At 41.2% G+C, this 19,352-nt stretch carries 11 protein-coding genes and 1 pseudogene; 3 read left to right on the top strand and 9 right to left on the bottom strand.

The window, feature by feature from the left end:
• Together H5123_RS05295 and H5123_RS05290 are read right to left on the bottom strand one after the other, a co-directional pair.
• Positions 1-961, bottom strand: a 961-nt coding sequence (locus tag H5123_RS05295; RefSeq protein WP_124014969.1) for a sugar-binding transcriptional regulator, incomplete at its 3' end; no start/stop codon positions are given.
• Between the two features lie 20 nt (positions 962-981).
• The gene (locus H5123_RS05290) at positions 982-1,665 is read right to left on the bottom strand and encodes an HAD family hydrolase (protein WP_182697247.1); all 684 of its coding nucleotides are present in this window, start codon (positions 1,663-1,665) and stop codon (positions 982-984) included.
• A 704-nt stretch (positions 1,666-2,369) separates the two neighbouring features.
• Between H5123_RS05290 and adhE the strand changes: the two genes are divergently transcribed.
• Positions 2,370-4,967, top strand: coding sequence for a bifunctional acetaldehyde-CoA/alcohol dehydrogenase (adhE, locus tag H5123_RS05285; RefSeq protein ID WP_182697246.1), 2,598 nt, complete (start codon positions 2,370-2,372; stop codon positions 4,965-4,967).
• Between the two features lie 109 nt (positions 4,968-5,076).
• Here adhE and H5123_RS05280 read toward each other — a convergent pair.
• From H5123_RS05280 to zwf, 6 genes and pseudogenes are all read right to left on the bottom strand, one after another.
• Positions 5,077-5,783: pseudogene (locus H5123_RS05280) on the bottom strand (aspartate/glutamate racemase family protein).
• Positions 5,784-5,817: 34 nt separating this feature from the next.
• Complete coding sequence (locus H5123_RS05275) at positions 5,818-8,895, bottom strand: DUF3857 domain-containing transglutaminase family protein (protein ID WP_182697245.1); 3,078 nt, start codon at positions 8,893-8,895, stop codon at positions 5,818-5,820.
• A gap of 205 nt (positions 8,896-9,100) precedes the next feature.
• Positions 9,101-9,745, bottom strand: coding sequence for a bifunctional 4-hydroxy-2-oxoglutarate aldolase/2-dehydro-3-deoxy-phosphogluconate aldolase (locus H5123_RS05270; protein WP_124014974.1), 645 nt, complete (start codon positions 9,743-9,745; stop codon positions 9,101-9,103).
• A 20-nt stretch (positions 9,746-9,765) separates the two neighbouring features.
• A complete protein-coding gene (gene edd, locus H5123_RS05265) occupies positions 9,766-11,592 on the bottom strand; it encodes a phosphogluconate dehydratase (RefSeq protein ID WP_182697244.1) in 1,827 nt (608 codons plus the stop codon).
• A gap of 11 nt (positions 11,593-11,603) precedes the next feature.
• Positions 11,604-12,302 (bottom strand): 6-phosphogluconolactonase, encoded by a 699-nt coding sequence (gene pgl, locus H5123_RS05260; protein WP_182697243.1) that lies wholly within the window; start codon positions 12,300-12,302, stop codon positions 11,604-11,606.
• Positions 12,303-12,311: 9 nt separating this feature from the next.
• On the bottom strand, positions 12,312-13,781 hold the full coding sequence (gene zwf, locus H5123_RS05255) for a glucose-6-phosphate dehydrogenase (RefSeq protein ID WP_182697242.1): 1,470 nt from the start codon (positions 13,779-13,781) through the stop codon (positions 12,312-12,314).
• A 338-nt stretch (positions 13,782-14,119) separates the two neighbouring features.
• Between zwf and H5123_RS05250 the strand changes: the two genes are divergently transcribed.
• Complete coding sequence (locus tag H5123_RS05250) at positions 14,120-14,974, top strand: MurR/RpiR family transcriptional regulator (RefSeq protein WP_124014978.1); 855 nt, start codon at positions 14,120-14,122, stop codon at positions 14,972-14,974.
• Between the two features lie 405 nt (positions 14,975-15,379).
• Positions 15,380-16,819, top strand: coding sequence for a pyruvate kinase (pyk, locus tag H5123_RS05245; RefSeq protein WP_124014979.1), 1,440 nt, complete (start codon positions 15,380-15,382; stop codon positions 16,817-16,819).
• A 252-nt stretch (positions 16,820-17,071) separates the two neighbouring features.
• On the opposite strand, the gene H5123_RS05240 is transcribed toward pyk, so the two are convergent.
• On the bottom strand, positions 17,072-19,348 hold the full coding sequence (locus tag H5123_RS05240) for an acyl-CoA dehydrogenase (RefSeq protein WP_182697241.1): 2,277 nt from the start codon (positions 19,346-19,348) through the stop codon (positions 17,072-17,074).
• Between the last annotated feature and the right edge of the window lie 4 nt (positions 19,349-19,352).

The following is a 19,352-nucleotide window of genomic DNA, read 5'->3' as shown; positions in this document are numbered from 1 at the left end:
ATTTTAGCTTAGCCAATAATCTTTCAGCAGTATATTCATTGGTAATTAATGAATTAATTAATCGGCCTTGTAATGCAGCAAATATCGCATCCACTTTTTGCTGCCCTGCCGCGATACCATAGACAGGATTGGTTAAGTCAATATTTAACGGTGAGCTCATCACCAGTTGATTGATTGAGTTATCAAGTAATTGTCCTTGTTGGTTATAAACCCAACTAATGATTTCACCGATAGCATCATTATTAACTAATGCATCTAACTGAGACTGATTAATGAAACCGTCAAGTAGTAATGGTGGCTCTATGCCCATGTGGCCTATTCCGACAAAAGTCGCATCAGCTTGTTTGACTAATTCAAAAATACTTTTTACCGGCGCCAAGTCATGCAAAAGCTGTTTCTCAGCTACCGAGCTGGCAATAACGGGCAACGGCATTGGGTAGTGCTTAGCCTGTACTCTATTGGCCATACTCACTACGATATCAAAAGCAGATGCTGAACCGTCGAGCATCATATTGCCCAATAACGATACGATTTTATGCTGTGGGCACTGCATTGAAGGTAATTCATCGATACACGCTTTAAGTGCACGGCCAGTGCCAAAAGCTAACGTTTTTGGCTGTTCGGACTTTAAATAACGCTCTAGTACACTCGCGCCACCTTGTGCTAATCCATGAACCGAACTGCTGTCAGCGGGATCGCTTGGTACAATTTCGCATTCTAGTAAGTTAAAGGCCTGGGTCAGTTGATGTCCCAATTCCATGCATTTAGCAATTGGATGGTCTAAACGGACTTGAATTAGGCCTTCACTCACGGCTAAAGCAACTAAACGCTGTGCAGACTGTCTTGATACTTCTAATTTTTGAGCGATTTCATCTTGAGTATTTTTAGCAACATAATATAGCCAGGCAGCACGTGCAGCTTGCTCTAGTCTTGCGAGTTCAGAGTTTGATTTGGTATCCATGCTATCCCTTTTATGCACTATCAACGCACTAATGCTGGCATTAAACGAACAAAATTCTGCCAATGACTTAATACTGGCACTGTTGGAAATACTTGTGATACTCGGTGTAATTGATTATCAAGGCGATCGATAATATGACCACCGCCAACATAATGAATCACGTCCATATTAGCTGTAATTGCAGCACTTACACCAAAATAACTGTCTTCTATGACTAAACAATGCTGAGGCTTTACGCCCATTGCGTCTGCTGCATATAAAAATAAATCGGGAGCAGGTTTGCCTTGTTTAACTTGGCTTGCAGTAAAGATATGACTGCCAAACACCTCGGTTAATCCCACCACCTCTAATGCTCTCGTTGTTCGGGGTAAACTGCTACTGGTTGCAATACAATATGGTACTTTCAAGCTAGACAATACTGATTTGATGCCATCTGTTACCGTTAAATTTTTTTCAAATTCTACAAGTAATTGCTGTCGATACTCTTCCTCAAAATGTTGAGGTAAGCTGGTAGACAATAAACGCTTCACCTTGTCTGCTACAGTTGTAAATTGACAACCTAAAAAGTGTTCTTGTACAAACGCCATGTCAATGGTGCAGCCCAACTCGGCGAGTTTGTCGATTAACACCCTGGCACTAATGACTTCACTGTCGATAATCACGCCATCACAGTCAAAAATAATCAATTGTGTATCAGTGTTCATATACCCGCCTTAACGCTATAAATCAGAACTATAAATCCATTTTACAGCTTGTTGGACATCAAATAACAATCATTTATCCAATATCGTCATAGTTGATAGGCCCACTAATGCTGCATAAGGCGTGTATAGATCACTAAAGCCATTCAATTACTCTAAAAACACAAAATGAGCAAATGCCCTCCTAGTGAGCATATTCCCTTTTATAAATATTGATGTCAATCACAAATCTTCAATTAAATAAGCTAAACAAACTTTAGGCATTGCTTATGTAGGCTAGCAAGGAATAAAATATTATTAAATTTCAATGCTGTATTTTTACATTGGTTAATAATTTGCTTCAGAGTCACTTATAAAAGTGAACAAGAAACATACCGTTTTAAATATAAAACAATGACTAATGCTTTAATACCAACCAATTTCACTCAACGAAGGCCTGTTAATTCGTTATGTAAACAAGGCTTTCATGCTGTAAATAACATAAATAATCATAGTATTGTGTACTAGGGTGTTTTAAGTGATAGTGAAATCAAAGCCTTATTAAGATGCGATATTACTGATTCAAAAACACCTAAACCGTAATAAAATTACCAATTATTACGATTTTGTGGTCATCATCACAACAAACAGCCCCTAGAAGATGTAATTTTATTTACAAAGAATGTTTTGCAAAACTGCTTTGTTGAATGTTTTTAAAGGAAACCACTATGACAGTCACCAATATACAAGAACTTGATTTATTAGTAGAACGCGTTGCCAAGGCTCAGGCTGAATTTGCAAACTTTAGCCAAGAAAAAGTAGATGCCATTTTTAGAGCCGCTGCTTTTGCTGCTGCAGATGCGCGTATTTCATTGGCTAAAATGGCGGTAATCGAAACGGGTATGGGTGTATTAGAAGATAAAGTGATTAAAAACCACTTCGCATCTGAATATATTTATAACAAGTATAAAGATGAAAAAACCTGCGGAATTCTTTCCGAAGATATCACCTTTGGTACCATCACCATTGCCGAACCTGTCGGCATTATTTGCGGTATTGTGCCAACCACTAATCCAACATCGACCGCTATTTTTAAAGCGCTTATTAGTTTAAAAACTCGTAATGGGATTATTTTTTCTCCACATCCAAGAGCCAAAAACTCAACGACTACCGCTGCGAGAATAGTATTAGATGCAGCAGTAGCGGCTGGTGCGCCTAAGGATATTATTGGCTGGATAGATCAACCCAGTGTTGCATTATCAAACCAATTAATGACCCACGCAAAAGTTAATTTAATTTTAGCCACTGGTGGTCCAGGCATGGTGAAAGCCGCCTACTCATCTGGTAAACCTGCTATCGGCGTTGGTGCGGGTAACACTCCTATCGTGATCGACGAAACCGCTGATATTAAACGTGCTGTTAGCTCTATTTTAATGTCAAAAACCTTCGACAACGGTGTTGTATGTGCGTCTGAACAAGCCGTGATTGTAGTAGACAGTATATATAAGCATGTTAAAGAACGTTTTGCTCATTACGGTGGTCATATTTTATCTAAAGCTGAAACTGCGGCGATGCAAAATGTCATTCTTAAAAATGGTGGCCTTAATGCTGATATCGTTGGTCAAAGTGCGGTAGCTATTGCGGCCATGGCAGGCTTTGAAGTCCCCAGTAATACTAAAGTACTAATTGGGGAGGTTAACGATATTGATGATGCGGAAGCATTTGCCCACGAGAAATTGTCTCCGTTGTTAGGTATGTATAAAGCCAAAGACTTTAACGAAGCAATGGATAAAGCAGAGGCCTTAGTGACCTTAGGTGGTATCGGTCATACCTCAGGCTTGTATACCGATCAAGACACTCAGACAGAACGTGTTAAAACCTTTGGTTTTAGAATGAAAACTGCACGTATTTTGATTAACACCCCTGCTTCTCAAGGTGGTATTGGTGATTTATACAACTTCAAATTAGCACCGTCATTAACCCTAGGCTGTGGTTCATGGGGCGGTAACTCAATTTCTGAAAACGTTGGCCCAAGCCACTTAATTAATAAAAAAATGGTCGCTAAGAGGGCTGAAAACATGTTGTGGCATAAGCTTCCATCATCAATTTACTTCCGTCGTGGTAGCTTACCAATCGCATTAGAAGAATTAAGCGACAAAAAACGTGCATTAATTATTACTGATAAGTTTTTATTTAATAACGGCTATTGCAACGAGACATTAAAAATCCTTAAAGCACAGGGCCTAGAAACAGAAGTGTTTTATGAAGTAGAAGCAGACCCAACCTTAGCCATTGTGCGCCAAGGTGCTAAAGTGGCACAAAGTTTCCAACCTGATGTAATTATTGCATTAGGTGGTGGCTCACCAATGGATGCAGCTAAAATTATTTGGGTAATGTACGAACACCCTAATGTCGACTTTGCTGATTTAGCATTGCGATTCATGGACATCCGTAAACGTATTTATAAGTTCCCTAAAATGGGACTTAAAGCCCAAATGGTAGCGATACCTACCACATCGGGTACCGGTTCTGAAGTGACTCCGTTTGCAGTAGTCACCGATGAGGTCACAGGCAAGAAATACCCTATTGCAGATTATGAATTAACACCTAATATCGCGATTATTGACCCTAACCTTGTGATGAACATGCCCAAGTCATTAACCGCTTTTGGTGGTATTGATGCAATAACTCACGCGTTAGAAGCTTATGTCAGTGTAATGGCAAACGAATACAGCGATGGCCAAGCATTACAAGCGCTCGATTTATTGGTGAAATACTTGCCTGATGCTTATGAGTTAGGTGCCAAAGCCCCTGTCGCTCGTGAAAAAGTACACAATGGTGCGACAATAGCGGGGATTGCTTTTGCCAATGCATTCTTAGGAGTTTGTCACTCAATGGCGCACAAACTGGGTGCAGAGTTCCACTTGGCTCATGGTTTAGCTAATGCATTATTAATCTCTAACGTTATCCGCTTTAACGCGACAGATATGCCAACTAAACAAGCGGCCTTCAGTCAATACGACCGCCCTAAAGCATTATGCCGTTATGCTGCAATTGCAGATCATTTAAAGCTAGGCGGCAAAACGGATCAGCAAAAAGTAGACAAACTAATAGATAAAATCGAAGAGCTGAAAAAGATCATTGGTATTCCTGCATCGATTCAAGAAGCCGGTGTTAATGAAGCAGATTTTATTGCAAAACTGGATCTACTTGCAGAAGACGCGTTTGATGATCAATGTACAGGTGCTAACCCTCGTTACCCATTAATCAGCGAGATTAAGCAAGTGTTACTCGATAGCTTCTATGGCCGTGCTTACAAAGACTAACCAAAAGCGCTATTAGAAATGATAAACGCCTTACACTTGTGTAAGGCGTTTTTTTATCTATCGATATTAAACGAGGCAACCGATACTAGCTTTCGAGCATAATCAGATATTAGGTCTCATCATGATTATCTAAAGCCAACTTCACTGCACTATTAGCGTGGATTAGCGTCGTGTCATACAAAGGCACTGGGGTATGTTGTTGCTGCACCAATAATGCAATCTCGGTACAGCCTAAAATAACCGCCTCGGCTCCTTGGGCAAACAACTTATCAATAATCAATAAATAAGCCTGACGAGACTGTTCATTAATCTGCCCTAAACATAACTCTTGATAAATTACATCATGAACAATGGTCTGATCTGCCGTATTCGGCACCATAACCTCAATAGGATAATTGTCGCTAATACGGTGTTTATAAAAGTCTTGCTCCATAGTAAAACGGGTGCCGAGCAAGCCCACTTTGCTAATACCATCGGCAAGTAGCGCATTGGCTGTGGCATCTGCAATATGCAAAATTGGGATGCCTATTTCGGCTTGTATCTCATCGGCAACCTTGTGCATGGTATTGGTACAAATTAACAAAAATCAGCACCACCGGCCTCAACAGCTTTAGCGGCATCGGTCAATAACAATGCTGTTTGTTGCCACAAACCTTGATGTTGTAAGGTTTCAATTTCAGCAAAATCGACACTGTATAAACACACTTTCGCTGAATGTAAGCCACCTAACGCGGACTTTACTCCTTGATTAATGGCTTTGTAGTAATTGAGTGTCGACTCCCAACTCATGCCGCCGATCATGCCAATAGTTTTCATGTGCTAATACCTTAAAACAGTCGATGTATTCAAATTATTCATTTTGACTCGTTTTCCACAACGCAGTGAGCTGCTCAACAAATTGACTGTCTTTGTTTTTAGAATTGGAAACAACCAGCCTAAATGCTTCGCCTTGCAAAGGCTCTATCATGATGGTGGATAATTGATCCTTTTGTTCATTTAACTCAGTGGTGATATCTTTGATATCAGCAATTGCCACTGAATACGAGATAAACTTGCCATTTTCAGTCCAATATGAAAACACCTTCGTGGCACTAAAACCATTTCCTTCAACTTGATTATTAAGCCAATGATGACTGTAAAATAATACCGGTAGCTCTTGTTCACTGATCAATTGATGTTGGCGTAAAAATGTAATATCTCGGCTCCACAACTGTTGTCCTTCAATGACCTCATCTTGACTAGACAAGCCAATAGTTGACGCAATACTCACCAAATAGAGTGGTAAAACACACAGCCCTATGACGAGATGACGCAGTCGCCAGCGAGAGTTATGTTGATATGCGGCTCCTGCTTTGTCATTAATCCGGTTAATGTATAACGCTAACGGTAAAAAAGTAATAATGAGGATCAACACATCTACATAAAAGTCATCACGCATTGAATAGGTTATCGACACAATCACATAAACAACGAATAAACTAATGGCGGTAGTTTCTGAGATCAGCTTTTTGGGCTGCTCTCTAGCATCATTGTTTGCTTTTAACTTAGCAAACAATGGGAAATACCAGACTACGTTAAAAAAGGCTCTTGCCCTCGGCCAAATTGACGATTGCTCTAGCGTGCGAATATATTGCCAGTTTTTATAACACCAATAATAAATATACACACCAAGAGTCATAAAGATCATCACAGACATTTTGGTCGTGGATACTGGGTAGAACTGGGCATCATCAGCAGGAGCTTTCTCTCGCAGCCAGGAAACTAAACAAAACGAAGTACCGATAAAAAAGCAAAAAACATAGCTGAGTAAAATACGTGAATCTGTGTCTAAATCATCAATAAAATCATTATCTGAGGCCGTCGTGGAATAAGCAGTACCATAATCAACCAGACCAAAACTGCCCACATCAGCGACATTTCGTAATGCTGCAACATATTGATCAACTTCATTGGCTTCGACACGGTCAACTTTCGATTGATAATGATATGCTAATGTCAGCTCATTTATAGAGTCATCGAATGTCACTTTGTAATTAAAATCAAAAAAGGGGTTCGTTTCGTTCAAAACTTCTTTATCAAATGTCCACTTCTGATCCAATAATTTAAGCTTAATATCACCCGATAAAGTAATGGGATGACTCAAAGACAACATTCTTGGTCCATGACTTTCTGGCATGGAAATGTAGGGGGAGACTTGGCTTTCGTAAACGCTAAGACCAAAACTACCATTGTCAGCTTTTATCCAAGGTTGTTTGATTACGTAGTGTTCTTTAAAAATTGTCGTGCCGGTTTCAGTATTTTGGCTTACAGACATAGGCGTAGCAACTTCAAGATCATTAAACGAATTTTTATAATAATTTTGATAATTGTCTGACAGAGACTGTAAGCCAATATCAGCTAATCGTCCACGAATACGAGTACCTTGCTCTCCTTGATAAGTGGTTGTGACATATAAACTCCCCTCACCATGAACTCCTTGTGTAAAATCATACACTTCATGAAATTCTACAAGAGAACCACTTGCTGCTGAATCCATTAATTCAAGTTGTTGAGTATTGTCTCCAACCACAAGGGCGAAGCCATAATTGGGTTGAAACACAACCGGTAAAGCAACATTTTGATTCAGCAGTGTAGGGTCTAACCAGTAAAATTTATTATCTAAGCTGACTTTGACTATCATGTGATTAAATGCTGATGCTCGAGGTAAGGAGTCTTGTAAGATTTTGCCCTCTTTGGTATTAACCAAAACAGGTGATGCTTGAATGCCTAATCCTCTAAGTAGAGCAATTAATAACACAGATTTATCTTTACAGTCGCCATATCGCTTGGCCAATGTATCGCTCGCCTTAGCGGGTAAATGGCTGTTGGCTCCAATTTCAATACCCAAATAACGAATATCTTGTTGAACAAAATTCAACGCAAGCATGATTTGTTCGGCTTGGGTATCAGCACTTCGGAATTGATTAACCAATTCTTGAATTGCTTGATTTTGATCTATTTGTGGCGCAAAGAGCGCCTGAGCCCACTCTCTAACCTGTTGCCAAGAATCCATCTCAGACCAATAAGCGCTAGCATAAGGATGGAACCAACTGGCAGCGTCTGAATAATACTTACTCACGGGCATGTCTTTTAACATCAGCTGATAATCAATTTCATTGCCTAATTGCGTTTGCGTAAATTTCATCTCAGTATTATTAACAGAAAAATTAAGCGGTTGCTTTTTCCCCCAAATAATACGCAAAAATTGTTGATGTACGGGTACATCCCATTGTAACCGTCGAGAATCTGAATAGATCCCTTGGTAAACAGGATTAGTGCCAACAATACTGTATTGATAATCAACAATATCGCCGACACGAATATCATGTAAAAACCAGCTCGCCGTTTTAGAGGCATCGTAAATTAATCGCTGCCCACTTTCGACTTGTTGTAAATTAAATTCACTGTCTGCTTTTTTATCAATGACCGCCCCATCCCGAATAACATTCATCTTATGGAAAATAATTTTCTGATAAGCGGGATCAAACGTAATGCTAATTTGCGAGACAGCTTCTAAGCCTTTGGGCGTCATCGCTTTGGTCGCATAATGATTAAACTGAGTTAGACTGCCATCGGCGGTGACTTTAGACTGCTCATCAATAAGCAAGTAATACACCCCATCGGCAAGCTCTGAAGATGGAACCTTATCTGGTAAATCATACGCTATTGGCGTAACCCAATTAGGCACATTGTCAACCAATAGGCCTTGGTTTTGATGAGCCCCAAGGTGCCATTGAGAATTGAAAGATTGTCTCGGTAATTCAGCATGGATTGGGCTAGCAACGACTGGGGGGGAGTAAAAAGTAATAAAATAAATACTGCATAACGCGAATGTTGCTGACAACAACAAACGATGACCATGGGCCATATGATCTAAAAAGCGCACCATAAAAATATCCTTGTGCTAACAAAAGTCATTTAACGGGCTGTTCCGCCCATTTTTAAGTAGCGCTATGTTATTACAAGTTACTTACAATTAACAATTTTTAGTCGTTCAACTCGTCTATATCACCTACAAACTAACCCCTGCCAAATTTAAGACATAAAAAAACCAGCATAAGCTGGTTTTTCAACGGTAGACTCATTGGTAAAGATTAAAGCGCTGCTAAAGCATCTTTACACAGTTGGGTAATGCGATCCCAATCTTCATTTTCAACTGCATCTGTCGGGGCAATCCAGCTACCGCCAATGCAATCTACATTCGACAGTGCAAGGTAGTCTTTATACGTCGCAGGGCTAATGCCACCTGTTGGACAAAAACGAATACCCGAAAGTGGACCAGAGAAAGATTTTAGTGCATTAATGCCACCAGAAGCTTCAGCAGGGAAGAATTTGAAATGAGTATAACCCAACTCCATTCCCACCATAACTTCTGAAATACTAACGATACCAGGAATTAATGGCACAGTGCCTTTTTTAGCCGCTTTTAGCAAATCAACCGTTGCACCTGGAGTAATAATAAATTGTGAACCAGCATCAATTGCTTGTTGTAATTGGGTCTGATTTAAAATAGTTCCCGCACCCACTAAAGCTTCTGGCACTTCTTTAGCTATTTTAGCAATGGCTTCAAGCGCACAAGGTGTTCGAAGTGTTACTTCAAGTACGCTAATACCGCCAGCAACTAAGGCTCTAGCCAAAGGCACTGCATGCTCTATTTTATTAATCACCATCACAGGAACAATCGGGCTGCGTTTAAATACATCTTGTGGCTGGAGTAACCAGTTATTAGGCTCAATCATAATACCGACTTCCTTTATTTTTAATATAATTCATCAAGAGCATGTGTACTGCGGGCACCTGTTTCAGGGCTGCTTAAGCTACTGCGTAATGCACCGAATAATTCACGGCCCATGCCATAACTTGAATGGTGTAAATCGACCACGCCTGCTGTTCTGCTTGCCAGTGTTTTCTCATCAACAAAAAGGGTTAACTCACCTGTTGAAGCATCAACCCGGATCAGATCGCCATTTTCAACTTTGGCTATCAAACCACCGTCAAGCGCTTCTGGAGTTAAATGAATTGCTGCAGGAACTTTACCTGAGGCACCAGACATACGGCCGTCGGTCACTAATGCAACTTTAAAACCTTTGTCTTGCAGAGTGCCAAGATATGGTGTGAGCTTGTGCAGCTCTGGCATACCATTAGCTTTAGGGCCTTGGCCTCTGACGACAACAACACAGTCTCGATCAAGCTCACCGGCCTGGAATAGCGCATCAAGCTTGTTTTGATCATCAATGACAATCGCAGGTCCTTCTACTACACGATTTTTATCGGGTACTGCAGACACTTTAATCACTGCACGGCCAAGATTACCTTTGAGTAATTTCAAGCCACCGTTCTGTTGGAATGGGGTATCAAGATGCGTTAACACTTCTTTGTCTAAGCTTTCTGTCACGCCATCAACCCATTTAAGTTGCCCATCAAGTAGGCGAGGTTCTTGGGTGTAACGACGTAGGCCCTGACCGGCGACAGTATTCACATCTTCATGCAATAGACCACCATCGAGTAGCTCTTTGATTAATAACGCCATACCACCTGCGGCGTGGAAGTGGTTAATATCAGCATGACCATTAGGATACACACGCGCTAACAGTGGCACGGCATCAGATAAGTCAGAAAAGTCGTCCCAGTTTACAATTATGCCTGCGGCGCGAGCAGCTGCCACTATGTGCATAGTCAGGTTCGTTGAACCACCTGTCGCAAGAATTCCCACAATTCCGTTAACTACTGATTTCTCAGAAACGATTTCACCTATTGGTGTATATTGTGTGCCCATAGATGTTAAACGGCACACTTGTTTCGCGGCCATTTTGCTTAATTCATCGCGTAATGGATCGTCAGGATTAACAAACGATGAGCCAGGTAGCTGTAAGCCCATTATTTCAAGCATTAGCTGGTTAGAATTAGCCGTACCGTAGAAGGTACAAGTACCAGCACTATGATATGACTTAGCTTCTGCTTCAAGTAGCGCCGCGCGATCAACCTGACCTTGAGCAAATTGCTGACGAATACGGGCTTTTTCTTTATTCGGAATACCAGACTTCATTGGACCAGCAGGCACAAATAGCATAGGTAAATGGCCGAAACTTAAGGCACCGATTAATAGTCCCGGTACAATTTTGTCACAAATACCCAGTAGTAGCGCACCATCAAACATATTATGCGATAAGCCGATCGCGGTAGACATAGCAATAACTTCACGGCTCAGTAAACTTAACTCCATGCCTGGTTGACCCTGAGTCACACCATCACACATAGCAGGTACACCTGCAGCAACCTGTGCAACACTGCCGACATCCATACACGCTTGTTTAAGCATATTTGGGTAGGTTTCGTAAGGTTGGTGTGCTGATAACATGTCATTAAAAGCGGTGACAATACCAATATTGGCTTTCGTTAGTTGACGTAAAGAGTCTTTGTCCGCTGGCTGACAGGCCGCGAATCCATGAGCCAAATTGCCACAACTTAGGGCGCTACGATGAACACCTTTTGCTTTGGCATCATTTAAGGCCGTTAAATACGTTGAACGAGACTGTTTACTGCGTGCAATAATTCTATCGGTGACGGCTTGTACTACTGAGTGCATGGTAAAACTCCTTACGCGCTATAGAACACATCAACGGGCGTTTTACGCTGCGCTAATACGGCTCTAATGGGCATTTGGGTAACATCATCATTCTCAAGAGCCTGATGATAAACAGTTAGCTTTGGTTCTCCGACGAGATGCAAATAAATCTGACGGCTATTTAAAATGGCATCTTTAGACAAACTAATACGTGCATGAGGAGCAGTTGTCGGATTGACTGCAACGCATAAATCTTTGGTAGTTAATGCATTATCGAGTTCAGCACTGCAAGGAAACCAAGAGCATGTATGCCCATCAGTGCCCATGCCTAATATCACCACATCAAAGGGACGCGGGAAATTAGCTAACGACTCGCTGGTCATATCACAACCCGCTTCAGGGGTCGCAAACATATTTTTTAAGCCGCGAAATTTGGCACTGGAGGCACGATTCTGCAGTAAATGCTGGCGAACCAACCTTTCGTTTGAATCTTTTTCATCAGCGTTAACCCAGCGTTCATCAGCTAAAGTGACATAAACGTCAGCCCAATCGACTACTTTATGGCTAAGTAAATCAAATAATTTCAATGGTGTTGAACCACCAGAAACCACTAAACTGGCTTTGCCTCGAGTATCCACAGCATTTTGTAGTTGCTGGGCAATTTTCTCAGCTAGTTTGGCTTCTAAATCTGCTGGATTGTCGAAGGATTTAAATACAGTATCTTTAATCATGTCAGCTCCCTACTCGTCCCAAGAACGGCCATCTTTGGTTATTAATGCGACCGATGCCACAGGTCCCCATGTGCCAGCAGGATAAGATTTAGGCTTTTCACCACTTTGTTCCCATGACTGAATGATGCCATCAACCCATTTCCAGGCTTGCTCAACTTCATCACGACGAACGAACAGTGCTTGGTTTCCGAGCATGGCTTCTAACAACAAACGTTCATATGCATCTGCAATACGTTCGGTTTTAAAGGTATAACTGAAGCTTAAATCGAGCTTAGTCGTTTGTAGACGCTGCTTTTGCTCAAGCCCTGGAACCTTGTTCATCATCTGAATTTCAACCCCTTCATGAGGTTGTAAACGAATGGTTAGCTTGTTCGGTGGCAGATTCCGGTAACTTGCACGATACAAGTTATGAGGTGGATTTTTAAAGTACACCACAATTTCGCTACTCTTAAAGGGCATACGCTTACCACTGCGTAGATAGAATGGCACTCCAGCCCAACGCCAGTTATCAATATCAACACGGATAGCAACAAAGGTCTCTGTGTGGGATTGAGTGTTGGCATCCTCTTCTTCAAGATAGCCAGGAACAGGTGAACCTTTTAAGAAACCTGCACTGTATTGACCACGAACGGTATTTTCATACACATTGTCTTGGTTAATTGGCCGCAGTGACTTAAGCACTTTCACTTTCTCGTCACGAATACTGTCAGCATCTAAATTGACGGGAGGATCCATGGCAACCAAGGTCAGCACTTGTAATAAATGGTTTTGTATCATGTCACGCATTTGGCCTGCGCCATCAAAGTAGCCCCAGCGCCCTTCAATACCCACTTCTTCAGCAACCGTGATCTGGACATGATCTATGGTGCGGTTATCCCATTTAGAAGAGAATAAAGAGTTAGCAAAACGCAGGGCAATGAGATTTTGAACGGTTTCTTTACCAAGATAATGATCGATTCGGTAAACCTGATTCTCGTTAAAGAACTCGGCAACCTGGTCATTAATCACATGCGATGATTCTAAATCAGTACCAATTGGCTTTTCGAGCACAACACGGGTATCAGATTGAATAAGGTCTTGCTCGTGTAAACAACGGCAGATAGCACCAAAAATAGAAGGAGGAGTTGCGAAATAATTCACCATGACGCGTTTACTTGGTTCAAGTAAATCGTGGAAGGCACTATAACCTTCAGGATCTGTAAAATTAGTACCGATATAATGACAACGACTCAGGAAGCGCGCTAACGTGGTGGGGCAAAGTTCGTCTTTAACAAATGTATTTAATGCTTTAGTAACTAGGGCAACAAACTCTTCTTGAGTGAATGCGTCTTTTGCTACTCCGATTACCTTGGTTTCTTTATCAAGCAATCCTGCTTTATCTAACTGATATAGAGAAGGTAATAATTTACGCCTAGCTAAATCGCCTTTAGTACCGAAAAGTACGAAGTCGCAAGCCTTAGCTCCAATTGATTTGCCCATTGCTGAAAGCTCTCCTAATTATATGTGTGTGTCATGTTCGAATTCGGTAGATGAATAAAAGCACACTTTTGTTGTAATATAACAACAGAATTTGAATATTGCATCTTTAATTTGCAATTTTTGTATTGTTGTTAACCTAGTCACAAGTATCTATTATCTGCTATGATTTTCCACCAACACCAAGGCTTACAAATCATTTAATCGTGATCGATGTCGTGAAAAATAACTACAGTTGATAATCAACGGTAAATAAATAACTTAATTCACGTAATTCCTGTAAGTTATGATATAAAATTACATTACCTACTTTTTAGCTACTTTCTAGCGGATGCTTGCTTATGAATACCCTTGAAAAGGTTCAAAAAAGCCTTACCCAATTTAGTAAATCTGAACGTAAAGTTGCCGAAGTCATATTAGCCTCACCGCAAACAGCGATACATTCAAGTATTGCCACCTTAGCAAAGATGGCCGATGTTAGTGAACCTACGGTCAATCGATTTTGTCGTCGATTAGACACTAAGGGATTCCCTGATTTTAAGTTACATTTGGCTCAAAGTCTTGCTAACGGCACACCTTATGTTAGTCGACACGTTGAAGAAGATGACACCCCAGAGTCATACACAACAAAAATCTTCGAATCTTCAATGGCATCGCTGGATACGGCTCGTCAGAGTTTAGACACTTCGGCAATTAATAAAGCGGTTGATATTCTCACTCAAGCCAAGACTATTTCGTTTTTTGGCCTTGGTGCCTCTGCTTCTGTGGCCCATGATGCGCAAAACAAGTTCTTTCGTTTCAACGTGCCAGTGATTTGTTTTGATGATGTATTAATGCAACGAATGAGCTGCATTAACTGTAATGAAGGCGATGTAGTGGTATTAATTTCGCATACTGGCCGAACTAAATCACTGATTGAAATAGCGCGTATTGCTCGAGAAAACGGCGCTGCAGTCATCGGCATTACGGCACGTAACTCGCCACTGTCTTTTGAATGTACATTGCCTGTCACTATGGAAGTACCAGAAGACACTGACATGTACTTACCTATGGCGTCACGCTTAGCGCAATTGGTTACCATAGATGTACTCGCGACAGGGTTTACCTTACGCCGTGGTCCGCGTTTCCGTGATAATTTAAAACGCGTAAAAGAAGTATTGAAAGAATCTCGGGTAAACAAGGATATGACTATCTAAATTGATGGGTTGTTAAATTAACACTCATGTACAGCCGTCATTTTTATGCTCGTTTGAACAACAATAACCACCTTTTAAACTGACTTTTGCACCAAGATTACCAAAGAACTGGTAAATAATTACACAATTAAGTTCTATTTGATCGCGTAAATGCTCATAAATAGCCATCAATTATTGTTCACTAGGCCAAACACTTTATTCTGTTTGGCCTTTTTTATTGTAAAAACCGCGAAACTGTCACATAAATTACACATTAAAAACGATCTTTTTGTTGGTAACTTTACTACATTTACTGAGAATGTCTGTTAATATAGTGACATCATTTTAGTGCCAAGATCACAAGAGCACTTTAATAACCAAATTCTATTTAACACAAAATCTTTCTTATCATTAACGGAGTATCTCATGTTCCGCAGAACTAAAATCGTTACAACACTTGGGCCAGCAACTGACCGCGATGACAATTTACGAAAAATTATCGCAGCAGGCGCTAACGTCGTTAGACTTAACTTCTCACACGGTTCACCAGAAGATCATCTAAAGCGTGCTACGGATACTCGTAGAATTGCTAAAGAATTGGGTAAACATGTCGCTATTTTAGGAGACTTACAAGGTCCTAAAATTCGCATTTCTACCTTTAAAGATAACAAAAAAATCAAACTTAACTTGGGTGATAACTTTATCCTCGATGCTGACTTAGCTAAAGGCGAAGGCGATCAGGATCAAGTGGGTATTGATTATAAGCAACTGCCTGATGATGTTGTCATTGGCGATATCTTAATGCTTGATGATGGTCGTGTGCAGCTGAAAGTTGACCGTGTTGAAGGCCATAAAGTCTTTACTACTGTTACTGTTGCTGGCCCGTTATCGAACAACAAAGGTATCAACAAAAAAGGTGGAGGCTTAACCGCTCCTGCCCTTACCGAAAAAGACATGGCAGACATTAAAACGGCTGCATTGATCAATGTTGATTTCCTTGCTGTGTCGTTCCCTCGTACAGGTGCTGATTTAGACCTAGCACGTAAGCTTGCACAAGAAGCCGGTAGCTACGCATTAATCGTTGCTAAGGTTGAACGTGCTGAAGCGGTTGAAACTGATGAAGCAATGGATGATGTTATCCGCGCTTCAGATGTTGTGATGGTTGCTCGTGGTGATTTAGGTGTTGAAATTGGTGATGCTGCACTTGTTGCTGTGCAAAAACGTTTAATTGAGCGTTCTCGCCAACTAAACAAAGCCGTGATCACTGCTACACAAATGATGGAATCGATGATTTCAAGCCCGATGCCAACACGAGCTGAAGTCATGGACGTGGCGAATGCTGTGTTAGACGGAACCGATGCGGTAATGCTGTCAGCGGAAACCGCTGCTGGTGACTTCCCTGAAGAAACGGTTATGGCAATGGCGAACGTTTGTTTAGGTGCAGAATTACATCCTAGTGTTAATGTGTCTAAGCACCGTATGGATCAGCGTTTCTCTTCAGTTGAAGAAACTATCGCGCTTTCAACCATGTATGCGGCTAACCACTTGCCTGGCGTTAAAGCCATTATTTCGTTAACTGAATCTGGCGCGACAGCAAAATTAATGTCACGTATCAGCTCTGGTTTACCAATTTTTGCTTTATCTCGTCATCAAAAGACATTGGCCAGCATGGCAATGTACCGTGGTGTACAGCCAATTGAGTTTGACTCAACAGCATATCCTGCAGATGAGCTCGCTAAAGAAGCATTAAACTGTATGGTTAGCAGAGGTTATTTGGTCAGTGGTGATATGGTACTGATGACTAAAGGTGACGCGATGGAAACCATTGGTGGCACTAACACTTGCAAAGTATTGATCGTTGCTTAATTGATATTGCATGTCATGAGGCATACTCAATAGCAGGTATATTGCAGTAGACTCGGCAGTTGAAAGCCAATCTCCGGATTGGCTTTTTTATGGCTGTATTTTAAGATATTCTGCTTTATGCACTTTGATATTTCCCTTCTCAGACCGATAACTTGTTAATTTAGTTTGCCATAGTAAAAAAAAGCCCCGACAGAGTCAGGGCTATTTACACAAAGGTTTTATAAAACCATTAAAGGGTTTTATTAATTCTGATTAAATTTTATCAAAATCATCAACATTGATAGCCGCTAAACGCAATACATCTGCCTCAACAAGCTGTTTATGTTCCGCTTTGGTGATAATGTCTTTTTCTAGTGCTTGCTCAAATAACTCAAGCATTGGCAGCTTAGATTTTAAATGACCACTACGTTGCGCTTTCTTTAGCTTCTTATACAAATCTTTCGCAGCATATTTTGCCAAGAAAGCCTGCTCTACTTCAGCGATACCACTTTCATCACCTTCAACATCACTGCATAGGAAGGTAATACGATCACGAGCAGGTCCAGGTTTGAGCATACCAGTAACTAAATCAACCGCATATTTATCACTTGGTGCATTGAAATGATTTCCTAATGGGAATATCAATACTCGTAGCAATACCGCAGCGATTTTGCTCGGGAAGTTACGAATAGCATCATTAAGTGCTTTTGCCGCTAGATGTAAACGCTCTGTCATCACATAATGTACAGCAGGTAAATCATCTTGCTGACGGCCATTATCTTCAAACAATTTCAATGTCGCAGATGCTAGGTATAACTGGCTTAATACATCACCCATTCGCGCAGAAATCATTTCTTTACGTTTAAGATCGCCACCCATAATCAACATCGACAAATCAGTCATTATCGCAAGCGATGAAGAGATCCGCGTCATATCACGATAATATTGTTGAGTCGGACCACTAACTGGTGCACTGCCTAAACGACTTCCGGTTAATGCATAACCAAATGAGCGTAATGCATTACCAATGGCATAACCAATATGACCCAGTAACAATGAATCGAAACGATCTAAAGCTGATGTTTCATCTTCCATTGCTGCGGCTTCCATTTCCGCCAAAACATATGGATGACAGCGCGTTGCTCCTTGACCAAAAATCATCAATGAACGAGTCAGGATATTTGCACCTTCTACCGTAATTGAAATAGGTGTGGCGATATACGCATGACCTAGATAGTTTTTAGGTCCTAATTGGATACCTTTACCAGACTGAACATCCATCGCGTCCTCTAATACATCACGGCCTAACTCGGTCATGTGGTATTTAGCAATCGCGGTCACCACAGAAGGTTTCACTTTTAAGTCGATACCTTGGGTAGTTAAACGACGAGCAGCTTCAAGTTGGTAAGTATTAGCGATAATTCGCGCTGTAGCTTCTTGTACGCCTTCAAAATGTCCGATTGGCATACCGAACTGTTGACGAACATAACTATAAGCAGTGGTCGTTTTGGTCGCCACATGGCCAGATGCCGTAGCGAGTGCAGGTAATGAAATACCGCGCCCAGCAGACAAACATTCAACCAGCATACGCCAACCTTTGCCGGCAAACTGTGGTCCACCAATAATCCAATCCAATGGAATGAATACATCTTCACCACTGGTTGTCCCGTTCATAAACGCCATCATTAATGGGTTATGACGACGACCGATTTCAACACCTTGATGATCTGTTGGGATAAGCGCACAGGTGATCCCTATATTTTTAACATCACCTAACAATCCGTCAGGATCGCGCATTTGAAAGGCCAATCCCAAAACCGTCGCGACAGGAGCCAAAGTAATGTAACGCTTGTTCCAGGTTAAACTTAAGCCTAATGTCTCTTCGCCTTCAAACTCACGGCGACACACAATACCGACATCAGGAATAGCACCAGCATCACTGCCCGCTTCTGGACCTGTTAATGCGAAACATGGAATATCTTTACCCACAGCCAGTGAAGGTAACCAACGTTCTTTTTGTTCTTTAGTACCATAATGCGTAAGTAACTCACCAGGGCCTAAAGAATTAGGCACCATAACGGTAACCGCCGCACTGACACTGCGCGTAGCAATTTTTGCTACTATGGTTGAGTTTGCATAAGCAGAAAACTCACGACCACCAAATTTTTTAGGAATAATTAACGCAAAAAAACCTTGCTCTTTAAAGTACTGCCACAACTCTGGCGGTAAATCTTTGCGATTATGAACAATATCAAAATCGTCGATCATGGTTAATGCGGTTTGAACTTGATTATTTATAAAGTCCTGCTCTTCAGCACTTAACGTTGGCTTACCGTAGCCGTGTAAGGTGTTCCAGTTTGGCTTACCACGGAATAACTCACCTTCCCACCAAACATCACCCGCTTCCATTGCTTCCTTCTCGGTACTCGACAAAGGAGGTAACACTTTTTTGAAGAACGAAAATACTGGACGCGTAATAAATTGCATCCTGATATTACGTACGCCAAAGAGGACAATGATCGCTATAACTAGCAATATGACGATACTCATTTTA

It is taken from the genome of Shewanella sp. SR43-4 (assembly GCF_014163845.1).
GTDB classification, from domain to species: domain Bacteria; phylum Pseudomonadota; class Gammaproteobacteria; order Enterobacterales; family Shewanellaceae; genus Shewanella; species Shewanella vesiculosa.
Note: the sequence above shows the minus strand (reverse complement) of the source record. Positions and strands in the feature narration are given on the sequence as shown.